Consider the following 21,326-nt stretch of genomic DNA (forward strand, 5'->3'; position numbering starts at 1 on the left):
TTATACCAAATGGAGTGTCACCGCCGACCCAAGCAGAAAGGAACGCGAGTTCCCGGTGCCACCCCAGGATAGAGGAATGTCCCCCCATGTTCAGATCAAATTATTTCTCAATCCACCAGAGGACCGGCCAGAATCCATATTGGAGGGCCTGAGCCCGGACCGTGGCTTCCATCGCCGGAGCCCGAAAATCCCCAGATTTCTGAAGGAGCCGATAGAGGTGATAACGGGCCAGGACATTCTCGGGCCATTCTTTGAGAAGGAGACGGAGCCCGGCCTCTGCTTCTCCATATTTCCCTTGCCGGAATTCCAACTGGGCCAGCCGGTCCTGGGCGCTTGGCATTCCGTGGATTTGCGAAACCGCTTCCTCAAAGGAGACCCTGGCGGCGTCCAAACGCCCCTGGTCAAGAAGGAGAATCCCGTTCTTGAACTTCCTGAGAGCCCCCCCGAACGGGCCTGGATCGGCGACGATCCGATAGAGAGTCTTTCCGTCGAGTTCAAACCGCCGCACCGGTTCGTACCACCGCCGGTAAGAAATCAACATATTCCACGGCCGGGTCCAATCGTTGGGACTCGGGGGCCCAAGGCCGGAAGAATCCAGCGGAGGAAGGTCATCGAGCAACACGTGGGTGGCGCCCGTTTGGATAAGACCTGAAAGGAACGGCTCTGGGTCATAGGTGAGGGTCAACGCCACACCTGGCAAACCTGTGTTCAAAAACATGGTGTGAGGAAATCGGGCGGCCACGACGGCCTCTTTCGGAAGGTTTTCCTTCATCCAACGATACGTGGCCGTCGGCAAGGCGGGCCCGCGCCCGGCCCGATGCCTGGCGTTGGCGTCGAAAGTCATGGCGATGGAAAGAAAAAGGCTGGAGACCAGGAAAACCGTGGTCCATCGTGGGCCGATCAATCCACGAAGTCCGAGGAAAAGAAAGAGCAGGGAGGGGGGCACGAGCGGAAGAAAATAGCGGAAGTCCGATTGGACCCAGAACAAGAGGAACACCAGATGAAAGACGAAGAAAAAGGCCCAGGACCTGAGGGGAGTGAACAGAGCTCGTATCCACCCCCACCCGAGGGCCCCCCACACAAAAATCTTGCCGACCCAGAGGAGCCACGGCGCCGACGGCGACCACCGGCCCAGGGGAAAAGCGCAGAAGTGAAAAAAGGTGTCCCTGTAATCCCTCGCGTTTTGGGCCACCCGATTCAAATATACCCCGGCGGGAGCTCCTTCGAAAGTCCCGCGCAGAGTCGAGAAGAAAAAGTTCGTCCCTTGCGCCCGCCCGACCCACATCAGGGCCAGAAGTCCCTGAAAAACAAATCCACTGACCAAAATCAAGACACATCGACGAAAATTTTTCCGGAGCAGGCTGTCCAAAGCGAGCGCCGCGACAAGAACGAGTCCCGTGGGTCGCACCCAGCAGGCGTAGCCGGCGACCAGGGCCAAAACCAGGTCCCCTTTTTTAACCCAAACAGCGTGAAGAGACAACGCCACCACGCAAAGAAGGAGGAATAAAGGATCCGACAACAAGGTCGACGCGTAACGGGCGGGAATTGGTTGGGAAGCCCACCAGACAACTAAGCCGAAAGCGGTAAGAGGCCCAAGAGTTTTTTGGAAACACCACCCTCCCGCCACCACGGCCCCCATCGTGACGACCAACGAGAGCGCCTTTCCCGCGCCGTAACAGGTCCCCCAGCTGAACAGAGATAAAAGAAGGGGATAGCCCGGCTGGTAGTTGACCGGCGGGGCGGCGGAAGGAGCGCTAGCAAGAATGAAGGTCCCTCTGCGAAAAGATTGAGATAGAAGCCAATAGATAGAGTCATCGTGGAAATGACCCATGGGATAATAATTCCACAAGAGCGCGCCCAGGAACCCGGCCAATAAAGCAGAAAAGGCGAGTCCCCCCCGGCCCTTCAACCTCTCGGCACAATACGTTCCGTAGACTGAAAAAGGGCGGGGCATTAACACGAGACCGAGAGAGTCAGGACGGCCAAAACAACGGAAACGTCTCGCACCAAATCATGTTCTCGGCTGAAAGAACAGCGTGAAGAAACCCTTCATGGACAGGGAACCCTTACCCACCGGCCCCGTCCAGGGTCATGCCGGGTTCCGTCATGGCGCGGGCGTCCAATAGGGTTTCCAATTCTTTTTCCGTCAGGATTTTCTTTTCCAGCGCTACCTGGCGGACGGTTTTTCCGGAAGCGTAGGCTTCTTTGGCGATCTCGGCGGCTTTGTCGTAACCCACCTTGGGCGCCAGGGCCGTGCACATGGCGAGGCTCTTTTCGATGAACCCTTCGGCGATGGCTTTGTTGGCCTGGATGCCTTTGACGCATCGGTCGGCTAGGAGCCGGGAGACGTTGGCCAGGATCGCCATGGAAGACAATAAATTATGGGCGATCATGGGCTTCATGACGTTCAGCTCGAAATTGCCGGACTGGCCCCCGACGGTGATGGCCACGTCGGCGCCGATGACCTGGGCGCAGACCATGGCCACGGCCTCCGGGATCACGGGGTTGACCTTGCCCGGCATAATGGAACTGCCGGGCTGGAGAGAAGGCAACTCAATTTCGCCGATCCCGCACCGAGGACCCGAGGACAACCAGCGCAGATCGTTGGCTATTTTCATAAGGGAAACGGCGACCGTTTTGAGCGCCCCGCTGGTTTCCACGCAAGCGTCCCGCGCCGCCAAGGCCTCAAACCGAGAGGGCGCGCCGACGAAAGGAAGGCCGGTCTCCGCCCCCAGCTTTTTGATGACCCCATCGATAAAAGCGGGGTTCGCGTTCAACCCGGTGCCCACCGCCGTGCCGCCCAGGGCCAGTTCGGCCAAGTGGGGAATGCAGTTTTTTAAACGTTGAATGCTGTGAGCGACCTGGCTGGCGTAGCCTCCAAACTCCTGGCCCAACCTCATGGGCACGGCGTCCTGGAGGTGGGTGCGCCCGATTTTAAGAATACCGTCGAAAGCGATGGCTTTTTCTTCCAAAGCGGCGCGCAGGACGCCCAAGGCGGGGACCAATTCTTTCACCAACGACTCCAACGCGGCCACGTGGATGGCGGTGGGGATGACATCGTTGGAGGACTGTCCGCGGTTGACGTGGTCGTTGGGGTGTACGGGCGACTTAGCGCCCCGCTGACCGCCCAAAAGTTCATTGGCCCGGCTGGCGATGACCTCGTTGGCGTTCATGTTGGTGGAAGTGCCGGAACCCGTTTGAAAAATGTCCACCGGGAATTGGTCGTCCCATTTTCCCTCCGCCGCTTCCGCGGCCGACCGACCCACGGCCTCGCCGATGGTCTTATCCAAAAAGCCCAATTCCACATTGACCTGGGCCGCGCACTTTTTGATGAGGGCCAGCGCCCGAATGAACGACCGGGGGAAACGCCAGCCGCTCACGGGAAAGTTTTCGACGGCGCGCAACGTCTGTATCCCGTAAAGCGCATCGGCGGGAACTTCCTTGGGGCCTAAAGAATCTTTTTCAGTACGGGTTTTCATGGGGACCTCGAAGGATTGGTTTAAGGATTGAATTAAAGGAGGATTCTACCAAAATTGTTATCATAGCCCCGCCATGACCGAACCGACCCAACCCCACGCCGGGACCGCTGAAGGCTCCGATGACGGCGCTCGGCCCGGCTCCGTCCCACCTGATCCTCTAGACGTCGGGGCCGTCCCGGTCGGAGACCGGGGCAGAGGGCCGACGTCCCGCGCCGCCATCTCCGGAGACTCCGATGACGGCGCTCGGCCCAGAGGGCCGACGTCCCGCGCCGCCATCTCCGGAGACTCCGATGACGGCGCTCGGCCCAGAGGGCCGACGTCCCGCGCCGTCCTTGAGGTGGCGATGGAGATGGCTTTGACGCCGGAGGTTCTTTCGGCCATCGACAAAAAATTTGGGTTGGCGGGGGCCCAGGCGGCGGGGATGTCGACCTCCGTGGGAGGGATCGGGCCCCTTTTGAGGGAACGGGTGATCGCCCAGGCCGAGCAGGGGACGAACGTGATCGGGGTTTCCCTTCTCTACAATACGGTGTGGAGCCAGGGGTGGCACGACTGGAACCATCTTCTTCTGGAACGTGTGGCCGCGGGCCGGTATCTGCGGGAAGTTTTGGAAGACCCGGGGATCAACCTCGACCTGGAACTTTTTGATGGCCGCCACGTCTCCGTTAAGGCGTGGAAGGCCGCCTACGGCTCAGGCACCGTCTATTTTCTCGATTGCCCGGAGATCACGGACGTCGTCTACCCCTGCGCCGAAGACGCTCCCATCAAAACCCCCGACCCCAACGCCTGGGCCGAACAACAACGATTGTTTCACAGCTGGCTGGTCGGCCGGGGAGCCTTGGCTCTCTGCAAAAATATCGGGTTCCGCCCCGACGTCGTTGTTTTGAGCGAGACCCCCACCCTTTTCGGCCATCCGGAACTCGTGAACGACCCGCTCGCTGGGGACCCCCTGTTTGCCACGTCCCGAACCGTCTTCAACGACCATACCCCTTTGGAATACGCCCACCCGATCTGGCCCCAGGAAACGCTAAACCGGACGCGCATGAACCGATCCCTTTACAAACCCTTCGTGAAGGACGGGCGGATCGACATCACCCAGATGCTGGTGGCCATTTCGGACGGGGCCTTCGGCGTGGCCGAGAAACATGCCCGGGTGATGCGCGCCATGCCGTCTCTACACCCCTACGCTGAAAAAATTCGGTTCATCACCAACGGGGTCAGCGCCGAGATCTGGCAAAACCCTGTTTTTCGCCTGGCGGACCGCATGACGGACGCCGAACTCCTCGCGGCCAAGGACAAATTGAAAGGCGAGTTCGTGGAATGGCTCTGGCGCCGGGCCCTCCTCTGGCCGCAATGGGCTAAAAAAATGCGCAACCACCCCATGGTGCTGTGGACCCGCCGGATCACCAGCTACAAACGGCTGGACATCTTGGACCGAATTTTTGATGATCCGGCGCGGCGTCAGCGGTTCTTGGACAGCGGAGTGGTTCTCATCGTGGGCGGGCGGATTTACCAGCGGGACAACGTTTCCGAGAAAATGGTCTACGAACTGGTGGAGGATCTGAACCGAGACGAGGAACTGGGCGAGCGCGTGATTTTCCTTCACAACTACAACATCTGGGAAGCCCCGCGGCTCTTCCACGGATCGGACGGATCGGTGATGCTTTCCGATGACGGCCGGGAAGCCTCGGCCACGGGTTTCATGAAATCCCAGATGAACGGGGGGGGCGTGATCGCGAACCCTGACGGAGCCGTGCCGGAGTTTGTCTTCTCCCGGGAATCCGCCGCCGACGGGCGCCGCCCGAACGGATTCAACGTCACCTATTCCAACGGCCAGCCGGACCCGGATTCCTTTCTGACAGCCCTCAAGGACTTCAGCGCCGTTTTCGGAAACCCCGCCCTGCGGGCCGAGATGATCCGCGCCGCCCTCGCCGTGGCCCCCCAGGTGGGGGTGGACCGAACGGCCCGTGAAATGGCGGTCTACTTCGACTCTCTCCTCGCTCCCCGCGCTTAGTTTTTTTTGGCCGCCAGGTTTTTTCGAACCCGGTGGCGCATGTAAAGGATTCCCGCCACCACGCCCCCCGCCATTAAGACGGAGATCAAACTTTCGAAACGGTTCACGCCCTGCGCCAACTCCAGGGCCTTTCCCCCCATCTGCCAGCCCAGGATGGCCAGCAGATAACAGCGGACGATGGTCCCCAAGGCCGACCACACCACGAAGAGGCCGATGGGGAGCTCCAACACCCCGCTGGCGACCGAAATCAAGGACAGGGGAACGATGGGCACCGCCCGGAGAAGAAAGAGCGAAATTTCCTCCCCGCGCCGAGTGAAGTGGCTCCCGATGCTTTCCACATCGGTCCAACTGAACCCGATGAATTTCTCAAACCGGTCGACGAAAACTTTCCCTCCGTACCGGCCCAGATAGTAAATTCCGATGGCCCCGAGGATGGAAGCGATCACTCCGGGAAGAACGATCTGCAAAGAGGCGATGGCGATGGCGTCCGCCCAGGACGTCTCGCCGGGGATCAAAATGAAGCCCGCCCCCATGATGATCGCGGGGGAGGGAATCGGGATGATGATCTGTTCGATCAAAACACCGATGAAAACGCTCCACCCGCCGTTCGTCCGAAGGGCGTCCAAGATCCATTGGGTCAAGTGCCCGATCACAAAATCGCCTCCCGGCTGTCGCGCCCAAGCCGCTGTGTGGTACAATGAGACCATGAAAAAGAACGCTCGATTGGTTGCATGGATTCTCCCCTTATTTATAACGGCCTGCGCCACGATCCCCATCACGGGCCGGAAATCCCTTCGTTTGATCCCCGAAGACCAAGAAATCGCCCTTGGGGTGGAAGCCTACAAAGACATCATGGGAAAAGCAAAGGTTTCCTCTAACCGCGCCGCCACCGCCATGGTCCAAAAGGTGGGCGAACGCATCGCCCGCGTGTCGGACAGGCCGGATTACTCCTGGGAATACAGCTTGATCGAAGACCCAAAAAACCAAAACGCCTTCTGCTTGCCCGGCGGCAAAGTCGCGGTTTACACGGGCCTCCTGCCGATCACAAAAAATGAAACCGGTCTGGCGGTCGTGTTGAGCCACGAGATCGCCCACGCCATCGCCAAACACGGAGCGGAACGAATGTCCCAGGAATTTCTAATCGGCTTGGGCGGAGAAACCCTGGAGATCGCCATGAAGAAAAAACCCGCCGAAACCCGGAACGCCGCGATCATGGCCTACGGCCTCGGCGCCACCCTCGGCGTCGTCTTGCCCTTCAGCCGAAGCCATGAGTCCGAGGCCGACCGCATAGGCCTCATTTACATGGCCCGAGCCGGCTACGACCCCCGTGAAGCCCTGGAGTTCTGGAAACGCATGGAATCCGCTTCCAAAGGCCAGGCACCCCCGGGGTTTCTTTCCACACACCCCAGCCACGCAGACCGGGTGCGGGAGCTCGAAAAATGGATGCCGGACGCTGTACAAATATTTAACGCCAATCCTCGCTAGTGCCGTGTCTCATCGCATGCGGGGCTAAAATGCACCTTCAGAACCACCCCTCCCTAACCCTCCCCTTCGAAAGGGGAGGGGAAAATGAACCCGCCTAGAATTTTTTGGCCTTTTCTTTCCCCTCCTTCCCAAGGAGGGGATCCAGGGGAGGTCAACGCCTGGGTCCCCTTTCGAATTCCCGGGGTTCAGATCAGACGGACGGGGAAGGGAAGACCGGAGATAAACCCTTACCGAAGGATTTTCTTCCCCGTCACCTTTCCCTGGGCGTCCAGATCATAAACAATGGGCACGCCGGTATCGAGGTTCAACTCCAACACTTGTTCCTTGGTGAGTTTTTCCAAATCCATGACGATGGAACGAAGGCTATTGCCGTGGGCGGCCACCAGAACGGTCTCTCCCTTTTTCACGTGGGGCAGGATGGCGCTGTTGAAGTAGGGCAGGGTGCGGGCGGCCGTGTCTTTCAAGCTCTCCGCGATGCCCTCCGGGTTCATGTCCGTCTTATCCTTCGGCGGGGGAACATCGTAACTCCGCCGCCAGATTTTCACCTGGTCGGCCCCGAATTTCTTGGCGGTCTCTTCCTTATTCAATCCTTGAAGGGCGCCGTAGTGGCGTTCGTTCAAAGCTTTGTCTTTTTCGATGGGAACATTTTTCTGTCCCGTGACCTCCAGCAGGAGCGCCAACGTTTTATTGGCCCTCTGTAAAACGGAGGTGAAAGCCCGGTCGAACCGGGTTCCCTTCAAATGTTCGCCGGCCCGTCGGGCCTCTTTCTCCCCGGTCTCCGTGAGGGGCACATCCACCCACCCGGTGAACCGGTTTTCCAAATTCCACTGCGACTGCCCGTGCCGTACCAACACCAATTTGCCCATGATCGCGACTCCTTTAAGGATGGAAAGGGAATATTATACGAAGTTCGCGCTGGCCCGGTCACGCCCGCTGTGCTAGCATTCCCCCATGAATCGGGGGAACTTTTCGGGCGCGGCAGGGTCTAAACTGGAGGAGAGGGATTTCGAGCCCCTCTTCCGTCGGAACGGGGCGAAAATATTCGCCCTGGCCGTGCGGCTCTGCGGCAACCCGACCGACGGCGAGGACCTGGCCCAGGAAACTTTCTTGACGGCCTACCGGCGGATCGGGCAGTTCCGGGGCGAGGCGGATTTCGGCTCCTGGGTCTACCGGATCTGCGTGAACCTCTGGAAGAACCGGGTTCGCTACGAGAAGCGCCGGTCCTTTTGGAAACACATCTCGATTTTCGGCGCGGACAAGGGAGAAGACGATCCGACGCCCCTCGAGATCGCGGATCCCAAGGACGTGACCGACGCCCCGGCGGAAGCGGACGAACGGCGGCGGCTGGTTCAACAGGCCATGGCCCGGCTGGATCCCCATGAGCGGGCGGCCCTGGTGCTTCGGGAAGTGGAGGATAAAACCTATGAAGAGATCGCGGACCTTCTGGATCTTCCGTTGGGGACCGTCAAGTCGCGGATCGCCCGCGCGCGGGAATCCATGAAAGAGATTCTAAGACCCTCTTGGGGGAGACGTCATGAGCGATATCACCAAAGAACAGTTATCGGCTTACCTGGACAACGCCCTGTCGGCGGAGGAACGGGCGTTGGTGGACCGCGCCCTGGCTTCGTCCCCTGACCTTCAAAAAGAATTGGCTCAAATGAAGCGTCTGGGAGACCTCCTTCGGGCCGAACCCGTCCCCGAACCCGTGGAAAGTTTTTACGACCGCGTCATGGAAAAAACCAAACACCGGTCCCGCCCATGGATCCAGTGGACCGTCCCCCTCCTGGGCGCCGCCGCGGCCGCCATGGTCATGGTGCTGGTGCTCCACGATCGGCCGGAGAAAGGGCTCCCGGTCCAGATGATGGCTCGATTAGCGGACCCAGGCCAGCCATCTTGGAAGCAGGAATTCGATTCGGGCGCCAGCGCCAGGAATGGGAGGTCCCGTGAAGGCCTAAGCCGAAGAGGAATAGAACCGGGGGTTTCAGCATTCCCCGGCGGTCCCTTGGATCGTCAAACAGTGCAGTTGCAGGGCAGGGTAAACGTTCCATCAAAACCCCATTCCTATGCCAACGAAACGGCCAGGGGGCGGGGGGAGGTGGAGGGCATCGCCGGCCTTGGGGCGGGGGAGGATAGGAAGGCCTTTGACCCATCGGAAGTGGATATAAAAAACATATCCGCCGGTCAAAAACATATGGACCGATTGCAGACAGGACCGGGAATGACGTTGGGTGGTTCCGTCGATAAACCAGCGATGATTCTTTCTCCCGGTGCACCCCGCATCGAGGGGTTGTCCACCGCGACAAAACCAGCTGACCCCGCGCTTAATCATCCGGGGGCCGTGGTGCTAGGCCCAGGAACCAGCGTAACGGAGTCGGCAGGGTTTCCCTTTAGCCTCAAAAAAGACCTCGCGGGAAAAGAGTTGGCGGCCGTTCCAGCGGCTGTTCCTTCGGTCGATGCCTCGTTCCCGGCGAGGACCCAAGAGGTTCAAAGATCCCAAGGGAAAAAACAAGTCGAAACCCCTGCAACAACGGCGAAAACGAAGGACTCCGGTTTAGTAGAAAAACGGGCCATGGGCTATCCGGAAAAGCTCGAATATAAGAGTTTGGCTATTTCGGAGGAAAGAGCAAAAGGCCTGGCCGGTGGAGGAAGCCTCGCCCCGCCCACCCGGTCAGACGAGAAGGTGGTCGCCCTACCGGACGAAATCGCGCCGGAGGAGATAGAGAGGAAAGGAAAGACGGCGCCCAAGGCCGTTTCCAAAAACGCCCTCCCCCCATCGGCCATGGAGGAGCCACCCGCCGCGAAATGGCAAGGAGACTCCAGCGGGATTGAAGACGAACGCCAGGTGGTCATCCGAGACGCCGCCACCTGGGCCAAATTTTGGGCCGAACACCAATCCCACATGGGTATTCCGGCGCCCACGCCCGCCGTTGATTTTAAAACCCGGATGGTGGTGGGAATTTTTGTCGGAAGCCGGGGCTCCAGCGGTTACACCGTGCAAATCACCGGCGTTTCTGAGAATTCCAAAGAGATGACCCTCTCTTACAAGGAAACGACTCCCAACCCCGACATGGCGTTTTTGACCGTCATGACCCAACCCTACCACCTAAAAACAGTCCCCCGCTCCAATCTTCCGGTTCGTTTCATTAAGAAATAATTTTCGGGAACCTTTCCCAAAAACCGGGGTCCAAGGGCTGGAGAAAAAAAATGCCCTTGCGAAAAAACCGTTTTCCCACTAGGCTTGGACCTGACCCTATGAAATGGTTCCGCCACCTATTGATCCCGGCCCTCTTCGCCGGAATGATGGTCCCGGCCCAGGCCGAAGATAAACCCTCCAACGCGAAGCTTCGGCTTCCCTGGGAGATCCTCCAGGGCGTGCTGAAACTGGACTCCAAAAACGTTCGACTGACTTGGGAGGAATACCGCACCCTCCTCCGACTGACCAGTTCCACGAAAACACCGGATTTCAATATGGCGGGCGGGGACGTGGTCCTGTCCCGGGCAGAGTTCACTCGGCTGGTGCAGAGCCTGGTGCCCCCCGCGCCCCAATCCGCCGAGGCCTCCGTATCGAAGGCCTCCTACCGCGGTCGACTGGCGGGCGGAAGCGCGATCTTCTCCGCCACCCTTCGAGTCGAGGTGCCGCGCCGGCCCCCCAAACCCATCCGGCTGGACCTGTTCCCCGGAAACGTGGCCTTTCAGGAAATCACCATCGACGGCAGGCCGGCCCTGGCGGACGTGGAGAACGGACGGCTCTATGTGACCTTGGCCGAGGCGGGTTCCCGCCGGGTGGACCTCCGCTTTTCCCTGCCGGTTCCTGAATCGAACGCCGCCCAGTCCCTCACGATGCCCATCGCCCGCACCCCCATCACCGAATGGATTTTGGACATCCCAGAACGGAATTTGGACATCGCCGTCCCCCAGGCGCTCCACCGGGAAATCTCGCCCCTGGACGGGGGCACCCGGGTGCGGGCGCTCCTGCCGCCGTCGAACCACGTGACCGCCGCCTGGAACCCGCTCGCCCCCGACACCGCCAAGGGGCCCGCCCAGGTCTACGCCGACGTGGACCACCTGATTTCCGTCCAAGAAGACGCGCTTCGAGTGAAAAGCCGCATCGCGATCGAGGTCTTGCAGAACACCATCAACAACCTCACCTTGGACCTGCCCGAGGGCTTCACCGTCTTGGACGTTCAAGGCGAAGCGGTTCGGGAATGGCAGGAAAACGCCGGAAAACCCGCCACCCTCGCCATCCCCTTCCGCGCGGCGCGGAAAGGACGCATGGACTTCACCGTGGTTTTGGAACGGGTCCTTTCCGGCGAGAAATCGACGACGACCTTCACGGGGGTCACGGTTCAAGGGGCGGTTCGCCAACGGGGTTTTCTGGGCGTGGAACTGAACAGCGACGCCGAACTGCCCACCCCCGTCACCCAGGGACTGGAACCCAAAGATCCCTTCCGGGAACTGCCGGCCCACCTGGCGGGCCAAAGCGCCCGGCTTCTCTTCGGATACAAATATGTCCGCCCCCCCTTCGCTTTGAGCCTGGCGCTTTCCCGGCATGAGTCCGTGACCGTCGTCCCCTCCGTCATCGACCGCGCCGAGGGAACCACCGTGATGCGCCCCGATGGAAAGAACGTTCATCAGATCACCTACTGGATTCGCAGTTCGGCCAAGCAGTTTTTGGAGGTCTCCCTGCCGGAGGGGGTCCGGTTGTGGAGCGCCTTTGTGGACGGGGCTCCGGTCAAACCCGTCCGAGGGGAAGGCAAGAAAACGCTGATCCCGCTCGTGCGCTCCCTCCGCGCCTCCGACGCCGCGTTTCCGGTGGAGATCGTGACCTACGAGGAGCGCCCCCGCCTCTCCTTCCTGGGCCGGGAAACCCTTCGCCTGCCCATGCCCGACGTTTTGGTCAGCCGGCTCCAGTGGTCCGTCGTGACGCCGCCCGAACAGGAATTCGTCTACCTGGGACGGGACTTCGAAAAACCGCCATCTCCCGCCCAGACCGCGACCACCGGGTCCGGAGGGTTTTTCGACGGAAGAAAGTCGATGGGTTTCGAATTGGAAACTCTTGCCGAAAAACCATCCATGTCCGATAGGGGCCGGGTGGATCAACGGAACTCCATGGCAGCCATAGTCCCCCAGAGCATCGCCAAGGACGAGGCGGGGTGGGCGGGAAAAGAAGAAATGGGGGATTTCGCCGACGCGGAGTCATCTATTCCCCATGAACGTTTTGAAGGCGACCTGCCGGGCGCCCCGCCGCCGGCCGTTTCTGAATTTAAAAAGATCGGCGCCATAGGGGGCGTCGGCGCCGGACCGTCCGCGACCGCGGGCGTCCTGCCGGTCCGGGTCAGCCTCCCCCCCGTGGACACGTGGCCGACCGTCGTTTATTCCAAAACCCTGCCAGAGCCCAACGCCCTCTTGGCCTTGCCGCTCTACCACGCCGCCGGCTGGGTTCGCACCGGAGCCTGGGTTCTCGCCTATCTCTTGCTCGGGGTCCTCGCCTGGATTTTCCGCGCGCCCATCCGTCGGTGGACAGCCGCGATTTGGCCCCGCGTCAAACCCCTGGCCCGCAAGGCGGGCCCCCTGGCCTCGCCCTTCGGTGCGCTTTTCGCGGGACTCCTGGCGGTCCTGGGCGCGTCCTACGGACCCTCCTTTGTTTTCGGGATCGTCCTGATCCTCTATTCCCTGGCCCTGGTTCGCTGGGTGCTCTCCCTCTTTGATCCGGCCGAAGGAGAAAAATCATGAACCTTTTCAAACGCTGGGCTTTGGTCCTCCTCCTCGGGCTCGCCCTTTCCGGCCGGGCGGAGGAGGCCTCCCCCGGCCACCGCGCCGACGGGGACGGGGAGCTGAGCCTTCCCTGGAACGCTTTCGAGAAACTCCTTCGGTTGGACCAGGACAACGTGCTGTTGACCTGGGATGAGTTCCAACGGCTCGTCCAACAGACCGGCGTTCAGGAAATGCCCCCGTTCCAGCTTCAAAATGGCCAGGTGTCCCTCACCCGGGCCGAGTTCAAGGGCCTTCTGGACCGCATGAAGCTCCCCGGCGGGGAAGGCGCCAAAACCTTCCTCACCAAAGCGCTCTACACCGGCCGGGTCACCCGAAAGGGGGCCGTCCTCACGGCCAAAATCCGACTTCAGGTGTTGAACGACAGCCCGGTCTACACCCCCGCGCGGATCCCCCTCTTCCCCGGCGCCGTCGCCTTCGAAGACATCCTCCTGGACGGCAAACCCGCGTTGATCGAAAACGTCGACGGGTGGACCGCCGTGACGGCGCCCCAGCCGGGGGAACATGAAGTGACGGCGATCTTCTCGCTCCCCGCCGCGCTCGACAAGGAACCCTATCGATTGAATTTCAGCGTGCCCCAAACGCCGATCACCCAGGTGGATCTCCTCCTGGCCGCGCCCAACCTGGACGCCCGGGTGGACGGCGCCTCCCAGGTCCAAAGCCTGCCAGAGGAAGGCGGAACCCGCGTCCGCGCCAGCCTGCCGCAAACAAGCGGGATCAACATCTCCTGGAACGCCGTGGAGCCCGAGCGGGCCAAGGGGCCGGCCAAGGTGTACGCCACGGTCCACCAATTGGTTTCCGTCCAGGACGACGCCGTTCGCGTGACGGCCAACGTGGAACTGGACGTGCTCCAAAACACCGTCAACAACCTGTCCCTCCTCTTGCCTGAGGGTTACACCCTCCTGGACGTGACGGGCGAGGCCGTGGGCGAGTGGAAGCAGCGCGGGGAGGGCCAGCGGACCCTCTTCATCCCCTTCGCCTACGCCCGCAAAGGGCGTTTCGACGTGACCGTGAGGGCGGAGCGAAATTTCAAGGACAAGGAAGGCGCGGTCCCCTTCGACGGGTTCCAGGTGTTGGGGGCCGTGCGGGAAAGCGGGGACCTCCTGGTGGAGAAGGCCACGAACGGGGAAGTCAAAGTGTCCGAAAAGGAGGGCCTGAGCCGACTGGACGCCCGGGAAACGCCGGAGGCGCTCAAAGCCCTTTCCACCCAAACGTTCCTGGAAGCCTACAAATACATCCGCCCGCCGATCCGCCTCGGGTTGGACATCCAGCGGCACGAGGAGATCGCCGTCGTGTCTTCCGTGATCGATTCCGCCAACGCCGTGACGTTGGTCCTGAAAGACGGAAAATGCGTAACGCACCTGACCCTCACCGTGAAGAACACCGCCCGTCAATTCGTCGAGCTCAAGCTCCCCGCCGGGGCGGACGTATGGTCCGCGTTCGTTGAAGGCCGCGCCGTCCGCCCCTCCAAAAACGAGGCCGGCGCGACCTTGGTTCCCCTCAACCGTTCCCGGATCGAGGGCCAAAACCTGACCCCCTTTGAAGTCGAGGTCCTGTATTACCGGAACCTCGGCCGGCCGGGGCTGGGCGGCATTCGCCGCCTAGAACTTCCGAACCTGGACCTCAAGGTCAGCCAACTCCTGTGGTCGGTCTACCTGCCCACCAACAGCGACGTCCTTTATTTCGGCGGCACGGTGGACAAAGAAAAGGACGCCGAAGGCCTCCGCCCGCTCACTTCGGCGGCCCGCGGGAAACAGCGGATTCTAAAACAACTCTCGGAGGCGGCCTCCGATGAGCTCTACCAAAGCGCGGGTCCCCTTTCCTCCACCCTGCGGGGAGCCCGGGTCAATAAAGCGCGCCAATCGGCCCAGTACAAGATGAAAAGCGATTTCGACGAGTCCCAGGGAATCAACGAAAACGCCTACGCCCAGCAAGTCGAGCGGGAGATCAACTTCTTTAGCAACGTCAACCGACCCCAGGGCGGGGACGGGGGACCGGGCGAGTCGGCCCCCATCCGCATCCAGGTGCCGAACTCGGGGCAGGTCTACCGCTTTCCGAAAGTGTTGGTTCAGGAGAACGAGCCGGTCACCCTGACCGCCGTCTATGTCCACCGGGTGATGGTGGTCGCCGTTCGGTGGCTGGTTCGGCTCTTCACGTGGCTCGTGGTCCTCGGCCTCCTGCTCTTCCTTTACCTGAAACGGACGAAGGTCCTAACCTTCCTGAACGCGCTCACGGCACGGCATCCGAAAATGATGGGGTGGCTGAAAACCCCGGCGGGCGCGACCGCGGCGCTTTTCGCGGGAGGGATCGTCCTGTCCTTCGTTTCAACCTTTCTCTCCATCGCGCTGTTCCTGGCCTCCTTCGCCTCCGCCGCGCGGTGGGCCTGGGGAGTTTTTGAACGCGGGAGGGCCCGGCCGTGAAATCGCCCATGGAACTTCTGGTGGGACGGAGCCGGGCCGACTGGAGAGCGCGGGACCGCTGGCTCCTGCGGGCGGTGGTGGGATTTCTCGGTTTCTTCTCTTTCGTTTTTCTTCGGCTAATCTTGGTAATGCTCCAAGGACCCTACGGGGCGCCGACGGCCGCGCCGTTCCACTTTTGGGCGCTCTTATGCACCGTCGGTCTCGTGGTCCTGGCGGAGCGGCGGATCCGTTCGACGCCGACCCCGCCGCACGGACCCCTCGGGACCGTCCAACAGTTGCCGGCGGTGGGCCCAGGCCCAGGTGAACTCCGCCCCTAAAAGAAAAATCTGGGACGTGAAATAAATCCAGATCAACACCAACATCACGGACGTGGCCGCCCCGAAGATGGACCAAAACTTGATGCGGCTGAAGTAGAACCCCAACCCGTAGACGCCGGCGGTCACCAGCACCGACGTGGCGAAGGCCCCGGTCCAAACGTCGCGCCAGCGAAGTTTGAGCGCCGGGAGAAACCGGTAGACCATCCCCCAAAACAACATCAAAGACGCCAGGAACAACCCCAGGTTCATGGCCCACCAAAAGGGAAAATGTTCGAGAAAGGGCGCCCAGGGATCCAAGAAATTCCGCATCAAACCCAACCCCGCGTTGAAGGCCGCGAAGATCAGGACCAGGAAGCCCACCCCCATCACCATGCCGAACGCCACGAGACGGTTTAAGAGCGCGCCTCGCACCCCGCCCGCGGGTCGGCAATCCCACACCATGTTGAGCGCCCGCTGGAGACTGTGGAACATGATGGAAGCCACCCAGAGAAGGACCGCCACGCTGATCACGGTCGCGCCGCCGAAATCGCGGACGGAGGCCTTTCCGATCAATGTTTCGAGCGGCTGGGCGATCTGAAGTCCCACCACCGATTCCAGGGCGGGGGCGAGATGGTTCATGGAGGCCGCGGGACCCAAAATCCTCCCGCTCAAGGCCAGGGCCAGAATGAAAAGGGGAACGAGGGAAATAATGGTGTAGTAGGCGAGCCCCGCGGCAATGAGGGGGCAGTTGTCTTCGCGCCAGTGCCGTAGCGTTAAATTGAAAAGCCGCCCGGCCCGCCGAAATTGATCCGGCCATCGGCGTTGGGAAAGGGGCATGAGGGTCAGTCGGCGGGGGGAAGCAATCGGCGGAACTGGCGTTTGCCGACCTTCAAAAGGAGCGGGGAGTGAATCGCCACGTCCCGATCCTCTTTCACCCGCTCACCGGCCAACTCCACGGCCCCTTGTTGGATCAACCGCCGGGCCTCGTTCTTGGAGGGGGCCAGCTGGGAGTCCACCAAAATGTCCAAGAGCCGCCGGGGCGACGCGGCCACCCGGAACTCAAGAACCTGTTCGGGCGCTTCCCGCTTGGAAAATACTTTGTCGAACCCGGCCCGGGCTTCCCGCGCGGCGTCCACGCCGTGGAAACGGGCCACCAACAATTCTCCCAACTTTTTCTTGGCCTCCATGGGATGGCCCGCCCGAAGGGCGGGAAGATCCTCGTCCGTCAACCGCTCAAAAAAAGCCCACATCATTCCGTCCGATAAGGAAAGCACCTTGCCGAACATGTCCGCCGGCGCGTCGTTTAAGGCGATGGCGTTCCCGTAGGATTTTGACATCTTGCGGACCCCGTCGGTTCCCTCCAACAAGGGAAGCGTCAACACCACCTGGGGCGGCTGGCCGAAATCCTTTTGCAGTTCCCGACCCATGAGCAGGTTGAAAAGTTGGTCCGTGCCGCCGATTTCCACGTCGGCTTTGACCGCCACGGAGTCGTAGCCCTGCATCAAGGGATACAGGAGTTCGAGCAGGGAAATGGGGGTTTTAGCGGCCAGCCGTTTTTGAAAGTCCTCCCTTTCCGTCAACTGCTGAACGGTGTGGCGGGCCATGAGGTTCAGGATCCGGCGGGCAGGATCGGGATCCGTGTTGGCGAAAAGAGGGGTCAACCATTCCCCGTTCCAGCGGACCTCCGTCCGCTTTTCATCCAAAACCTTGAACACTTGGTCCAAATAGGTTCGCGCGTTGGCCGCCACGGCCTCGGGGGAAAGCGGCGGCCGGGTTTCCGAACGGCCGGAGGGATCGCCGATCCGAGCCGTGTAGTCCCCCAGGATAAAGACCACGGTGTGCCCGGCCTCCTGAAAGCGGCGGAGAACGTTCAACGCCACCGTGTGGCCCAGGTGGAGATCCGGCGCGGTGGGGTCGACGCCTAATTTGACGCGGAGGGGGCGGCCCGGAAGAATTTTGTCCTCCAGCTCCTTCCGGGAGAAAATCTGGAGGCACCCCCGCAACAATCCATCCAGCGGCGTCATCCCCTCCCCCCAACTCGCCCGAAGAGCTGTTTCATTTCTTCTCCCGGAACCGCTCCGGCGAAAAAGGGACGCCGACGGGATCCCAGCGCCCATCTAAAATTCCGTCGGCCATATACTGACCGGTGAACGGGGACAACAAAATTCCGTTCCGGTAGTGGCCCGCCGCCACGTAGAGGTTGTCGTAATCCCAAAGGCGTCCCAGCAGAGGCCAATGATCCGCCGAATCGGGCCGCAGGCCCGCCTGGAATTCCACGACGGGAAGGGAACTCAACCCCGGGCACCAGCGCAGAGCCCAATCCGCCAGGAACCGTTGGGCCTCCAGCGTCGCCCGCACGTCAAACCCTACCCGTTCCACCGTGGCCCCGATGATCAGCCGCCCGTCCGAACGGGGGATGAGGTACCCGGACGTGGCGTATACCGGCCCCCGGAAAGCCCGGGGAACCCCGGCCAACACCATGAGTTGGCCCTTGACCGGCTCGAGGACCAGGTGGATTTTAAGGGATTCCAGAAGAACCGGGGTCCAGGCCCCCGCGGCCACGACCACGTGCTCGCCCGAAATCGACCCTTCCTTGGTCCGAACCCCCGCCACGCGGCGGCCGTCGCGGACAAATTCCATCGTGGGGATTTGATCCAAGAATCGCACCCCTTTGCGGCGCGATGCCTCGGCCAACGCTTGCACCCACTGGGCGCTGTCGATTTGTCCATCCGTCGCGCAATAGAGGGCTCCCAAGCTTTCGCCCAACCCGGGGTGAAGTTCTTTCAATCGTTCAGGGTCATGCCATTCGACGCGCAGGGCGCGCTCTTCTTGCCAACGCTTTTTTTCCAGGAGATCTTTTTTCTCTTCCTCCGTCTCCGCCGCGCGCCACACCCCGCAGGCTTCATACTCGGGATCGATCCCGGACAAGTCGCGGACCTCTTCGACCAGCGGCTTAAAGAGCCCTTGGCTGGCCCGACAGAGGTCAAAGAAGGCGTCCGGTCGGGCGGACTCTTCCTGCGCGGCCAACATGCCCGCGGTGATGGAGGACGCTTGGCCGCCGATGGATCGCTTTTCGATCACCATGACCTTGGCGCCCTTTCGGGCCAGGTGATAGGCCGTGGAACACCCGATGACGCCTCCCCCCACCACGATCACATCGAATACCTGTTTCATCCGAGGGCCTCCCGCCGTCCGACGGGAACCGCGCGGTGCACGGCTCCGCCACCGATCACCCGGTCTTCCTCATAAAATACCGCGGATTGGCCCGGGGTGACGGCCCGTTGGGGTTCCTCGAAGAGAACCACCGCTCCCCCTCCCGTCGGTGTCACGAGCGCCGCCGCGGCCCCGTGGCGCGACCGGATTTGAACGGCGGCGCGCACCGGTTCCCGGGGGGCTGTTCCCGCAGACCACAAGACGTCCCTCACCTCCACGCGGTCGGAGGCGGTGTCGGCGTCTTCTCCCACATAGAGAATATTTGTCGCGGGATCCAGGTCCACGACGTAGGCCGGTTTTCCGAGCGATAGGCCCAAACCGTTCCGCTGTCCCCGGGTGTAATAGGCCACGCCCCGGTGTTCGCCGACGCGGCGCCCATCCAGGGTGTGGATGGGGCCAGGCTGAAGGGTGAGGGCCGACCGGTCCGTCTCCCCCGCGCGGGATTTCACAAAACCGGCGGTGTCGGCATCCGGCACGAAACAGATTTCCATGCTTTCCTCTTTCGCGGCGGTCTTCAGGTGAAAGCGAGCGGCCGCGTCCCGAACCTCGGGCTTGGTCATCCCTCCGATCGGAAAACAGAGCCGTTCCAATTCCGCTTGGCCGAGATGGTGGAGCACGTAGGACTGGTCCTTGTTCAGGTCCAACGCCCGGCGAAGGGAGCGGACCGTGCGGCCCTTCTCTTCCCGAACGTCGATCCGCGCGTAATGCCCCGTGGCCACGGCGTCGGCACCCAAAACCACGGCCTTCTTTAAGAGCGCGTCGAACTTAACGAACCGGTTGCAGGCGATGCAGGGGTTGGGCGTCTCCCCCGCTAGATAGGCGTCAACGAAAGGGTCCAGGATGTTTTTTTGGAAGGGGTCCGCGAAATCCAGCACGTAGTGGGGGACGTCCAAAGAGGCGCACACCGCCCGGGCGTCCTCGATGTCCCGGCTGGACCCGCAACAGCCGAACCCGGTCTCTTTCCGGAGAAGTTTCAGCGTCACGCCGATCACCCGATGCCCCGCCTCTTTCAGAAGCGCGGCCGCCACCGAGGAATCGACCCCTCCCGACATGGCGACGACGATGTTCATAAATTCGCCAATGCCGAGGCGAGGGCCTGCTCCGCCAGCACCGAACAATGCATTTTCATGGGCGGCAGTCCCCCCAGGGCCTCGGCGACCTGGAGGTTGGTGATGGTTCTCAACTGGGGCACGGTTTTCCCCAACGCCATGGTGGTCAAAATGGAGGAAGCCGCGATGGCGGCCCCGCACCCGAAGGTCTTGAAGGTGGCGCGAGCCACTCGCCCATTCTCAATTTTGAGGTACAACCGTAGGATGTCTCCGCAGGTCGGGCTCCCCGCCTTGCCCACGGCGTCGGCGTCGGGCAGTTCGCCGACGTTCCGCGGGTTTTGGAAATGGTCCATGACCGTCGCGGAATACATCAGGCCCCCGCCGCCGTTTCCCGCGCGCGCTCTTCCCAGAGCGGGGACAAATTCCGAAGCCGCTCCACCACGCGGGGAATGATCTCCAAGGCCGCGTCGACGTCCGCGTCCGTGTTGAAATGGCCCAGGGAGAAACGAACGCTCCCGTGGATTCGCTCCGGGGGCACGCCGATGGCCTTCAGCACGTGGGACGGTTCCAAAAGCCCCGAAGCGCAGGCCGAGCCCGTGGAAACTTCCACACCCGGCGTTTCCTCTTTCTTGAGTGTGAAGCCCGCCTGGTCCAGCGCCAGAACCAAGGACTCCCCTTCCACGGCGTCGAACGCGATGTTCGTGGTGTTCCCCAACCGTTCCGTGGGGTGGCCGTTGACGAACAGGGAGGCCACCCGGGCCTGAAGACCCTTTTCCAGCCGGTCGCGCAGGGCCCGCACCCGCCCCGCTTCCGGGGAGAGCTCTTTTAATGCCAGTTCGCAGGCCGCGCCGAGCCCCACGGCGCCCGGCACGTTTTCCGTTCCAGCCCGACGGTTTTTTTCGTGGGCGCCCCCATGGAGGAGCGCGTGGAGTTTCACCCCGACGAATGTAGAGGGCGCCGATGCCCTTGGGCCCATACAGTTTATGGCCGGAAATGGAGGCTAAATCCACGGGCCAGGTCTTGAGGTCCATGGGCTCCTTGCCTGCCGACTGAACGGCGTCGGTATGGAAAAGAACCCGCGCTTCCCGGCACAGAGCCCCCAATTCCCGAATGGGTTCCAGGGTGCCGATCTCGTTGTTGGCGGCCATGATGGAAACCAGAAGGGTGTCGGGCCGGATCGCCCGTTTAAGATCTTCCGGAGAAACGCGGCCGAACCGGTCCACCGGCAGGCGCGTCACCTCAAATCCATGTTCCTTTTCCAGGTAATCGCAGGCGTGGAGGACGGCGTGGTGTTCGACGGCGCTGGTGACGAGGTGGCGGCCCGCGTCCCGATGGGCGAAGGCGGCGCCGATGATGGCGGCGTTGTCGGCCTCGGTGCCGGAAGAGGTAAAAACAATTTCGCCAGGATCGGCCGCGCCCAGGAGAGCCGCCACTTTTTCCCGGGCCATTTCCAGGGCTGCGTGGGCCCGTTGGCCTGCGGTGTGCAAACTGGAGGGGTTGCCGTAGGACCCCTCGGAGGAGAGGAACGGGCGCATGGCCTCAAACACTTCGGCCCGCACCGGCGTGGTAGCGTTATTGTCGAAATAGATCGGCTTCATAGA

At 61.7% G+C, this 21,326-nt stretch carries 15 protein-coding genes and 1 pseudogene; 6 read left to right on the forward strand and 10 right to left on the reverse strand.

Annotated features, from left to right (window positions below; translation table 11 throughout):
• Positions 1-100 precede the first annotated feature (100 nt).
• Together IPP35_06345 and IPP35_06350 are read right to left on the reverse strand one after the other, a co-directional pair.
• A complete protein-coding gene (locus IPP35_06345; GenBank protein ID MBL0058717.1) occupies positions 101-1,831 on the reverse strand; it encodes a tetratricopeptide repeat protein in 1,731 nt (576 codons plus the stop codon).
• Positions 1,832-2,066: 235 nt separating this feature from the next.
• The gene (locus IPP35_06350; protein MBL0058718.1) at positions 2,067-3,479 is read right to left on the reverse strand and encodes a class II fumarate hydratase; all 1,413 of its coding nucleotides are present in this window, start codon (positions 3,477-3,479) and stop codon (positions 2,067-2,069) included.
• A 73-nt stretch (positions 3,480-3,552) separates the two neighbouring features.
• Between IPP35_06350 and IPP35_06355 the strand changes: the two genes are divergently transcribed.
• Positions 3,553-5,490: a glycogen/starch/alpha-glucan phosphorylase gene (locus IPP35_06355; protein ID MBL0058719.1), complete on the forward strand. Its 1,938-nt coding sequence runs from the start codon at positions 3,553-3,555 to the stop codon at positions 5,488-5,490.
• Here IPP35_06355 and IPP35_06360 read toward each other — a convergent pair.
• Positions 5,487-6,143, reverse strand: a complete 657-nt coding sequence (locus IPP35_06360; protein MBL0058720.1) for a VTT domain-containing protein — start codon at positions 6,141-6,143, stop codon at positions 5,487-5,489. The genes IPP35_06355 and IPP35_06360 overlap by 4 nt on opposite strands.
• A gap of 52 nt (positions 6,144-6,195) precedes the next feature.
• Between IPP35_06360 and IPP35_06365 the strand changes: the two genes are divergently transcribed.
• The gene (locus IPP35_06365; protein ID MBL0058721.1) at positions 6,196-6,975 is read left to right on the forward strand and encodes a M48 family metallopeptidase; all 780 of its coding nucleotides are present in this window, start codon (positions 6,196-6,198) and stop codon (positions 6,973-6,975) included.
• 227 nt (positions 6,976-7,202) lie between these two features.
• On the opposite strand, the gene IPP35_06370 is transcribed toward IPP35_06365, so the two are convergent.
• Positions 7,203-7,841 (reverse strand): 2,3-diphosphoglycerate-dependent phosphoglycerate mutase, encoded by a 639-nt coding sequence (locus IPP35_06370; protein ID MBL0058722.1) that lies wholly within the window; start codon positions 7,839-7,841, stop codon positions 7,203-7,205.
• An 85-nt stretch (positions 7,842-7,926) separates the two neighbouring features.
• On the opposite strand from IPP35_06370, the gene IPP35_06375 reads away from it, so the two are divergent.
• The 4 genes from IPP35_06375 to IPP35_06390 all read left to right on the forward strand — a co-directional run bounded on the left by IPP35_06375 (position 7,927) and on the right by IPP35_06390 (position 15,167).
• On the forward strand, positions 7,927-8,610 hold the full coding sequence (locus tag IPP35_06375; GenBank protein ID MBL0058723.1) for a sigma-70 family RNA polymerase sigma factor: 684 nt from the start codon (positions 7,927-7,929) through the stop codon (positions 8,608-8,610).
• Positions 8,510-10,129, forward strand: coding sequence for a protease complex subunit PrcB family protein (locus IPP35_06380; GenBank protein MBL0058724.1), 1,620 nt, complete (start codon positions 8,510-8,512; stop codon positions 10,127-10,129). The genes IPP35_06375 and IPP35_06380 overlap by 101 nt, the downstream gene beginning before the upstream one ends.
• 98 nt (positions 10,130-10,227) lie before the next feature.
• Complete coding sequence (locus tag IPP35_06385; GenBank protein MBL0058725.1) at positions 10,228-12,708, forward strand: hypothetical protein; 2,481 nt, start codon at positions 10,228-10,230, stop codon at positions 12,706-12,708.
• The gene (locus tag IPP35_06390; protein MBL0058726.1) at positions 12,705-15,167 is read left to right on the forward strand and encodes a hypothetical protein; all 2,463 of its coding nucleotides are present in this window, start codon (positions 12,705-12,707) and stop codon (positions 15,165-15,167) included. The genes IPP35_06385 and IPP35_06390 overlap by 4 nt, the downstream gene beginning before the upstream one ends.
• A gap of 185 nt (positions 15,168-15,352) precedes the next feature.
• On the opposite strand, the gene IPP35_06395 is transcribed toward IPP35_06390, so the two are convergent.
• The 6 genes and pseudogenes from IPP35_06395 to nifS form a co-directional block, all read right to left on the reverse strand.
• Positions 15,353-16,300, reverse strand: coding sequence for a YihY/virulence factor BrkB family protein (locus tag IPP35_06395; protein ID MBL0058727.1), 948 nt, complete (start codon positions 16,298-16,300; stop codon positions 15,353-15,355).
• Positions 16,301-16,305: 5 nt separating this feature from the next.
• Positions 16,306-17,487, reverse strand: coding sequence for a tyrosine--tRNA ligase (locus IPP35_06400; protein ID MBL0058728.1), 1,182 nt, complete (start codon positions 17,485-17,487; stop codon positions 16,306-16,308).
• A 31-nt stretch (positions 17,488-17,518) separates the two neighbouring features.
• Positions 17,519-18,637, reverse strand: coding sequence for a glycine oxidase ThiO (thiO, locus tag IPP35_06405; GenBank protein MBL0058729.1), 1,119 nt, complete (start codon positions 18,635-18,637; stop codon positions 17,519-17,521).
• Positions 18,634-19,746, reverse strand: a complete 1,113-nt coding sequence (gene mnmA, locus IPP35_06410; protein ID MBL0058730.1) for a tRNA 2-thiouridine(34) synthase MnmA — start codon at positions 19,744-19,746, stop codon at positions 18,634-18,636. The genes thiO and mnmA overlap by 4 nt, the downstream gene beginning before the upstream one ends.
• Positions 19,743-20,096, reverse strand: coding sequence for an iron-sulfur cluster assembly scaffold protein (locus IPP35_06415; protein ID MBL0058731.1), 354 nt, complete (start codon positions 20,094-20,096; stop codon positions 19,743-19,745). The genes mnmA and IPP35_06415 overlap by 4 nt, the downstream gene beginning before the upstream one ends.
• Positions 20,096-21,323: pseudogene (gene nifS, locus IPP35_06420) on the reverse strand (cysteine desulfurase NifS). The gene IPP35_06415 and the pseudogene nifS overlap by 1 nt, the downstream one beginning before the upstream one ends.
• Positions 21,324-21,326 lie beyond the last annotated feature (3 nt).

It is taken from the genome of Elusimicrobiota bacterium, assembly GCA_016721625.1.
In the GTDB taxonomy this organism is placed as follows: domain Bacteria; phylum Elusimicrobiota; class Elusimicrobia; order FEN-1173; family FEN-1173; genus JADKHR01.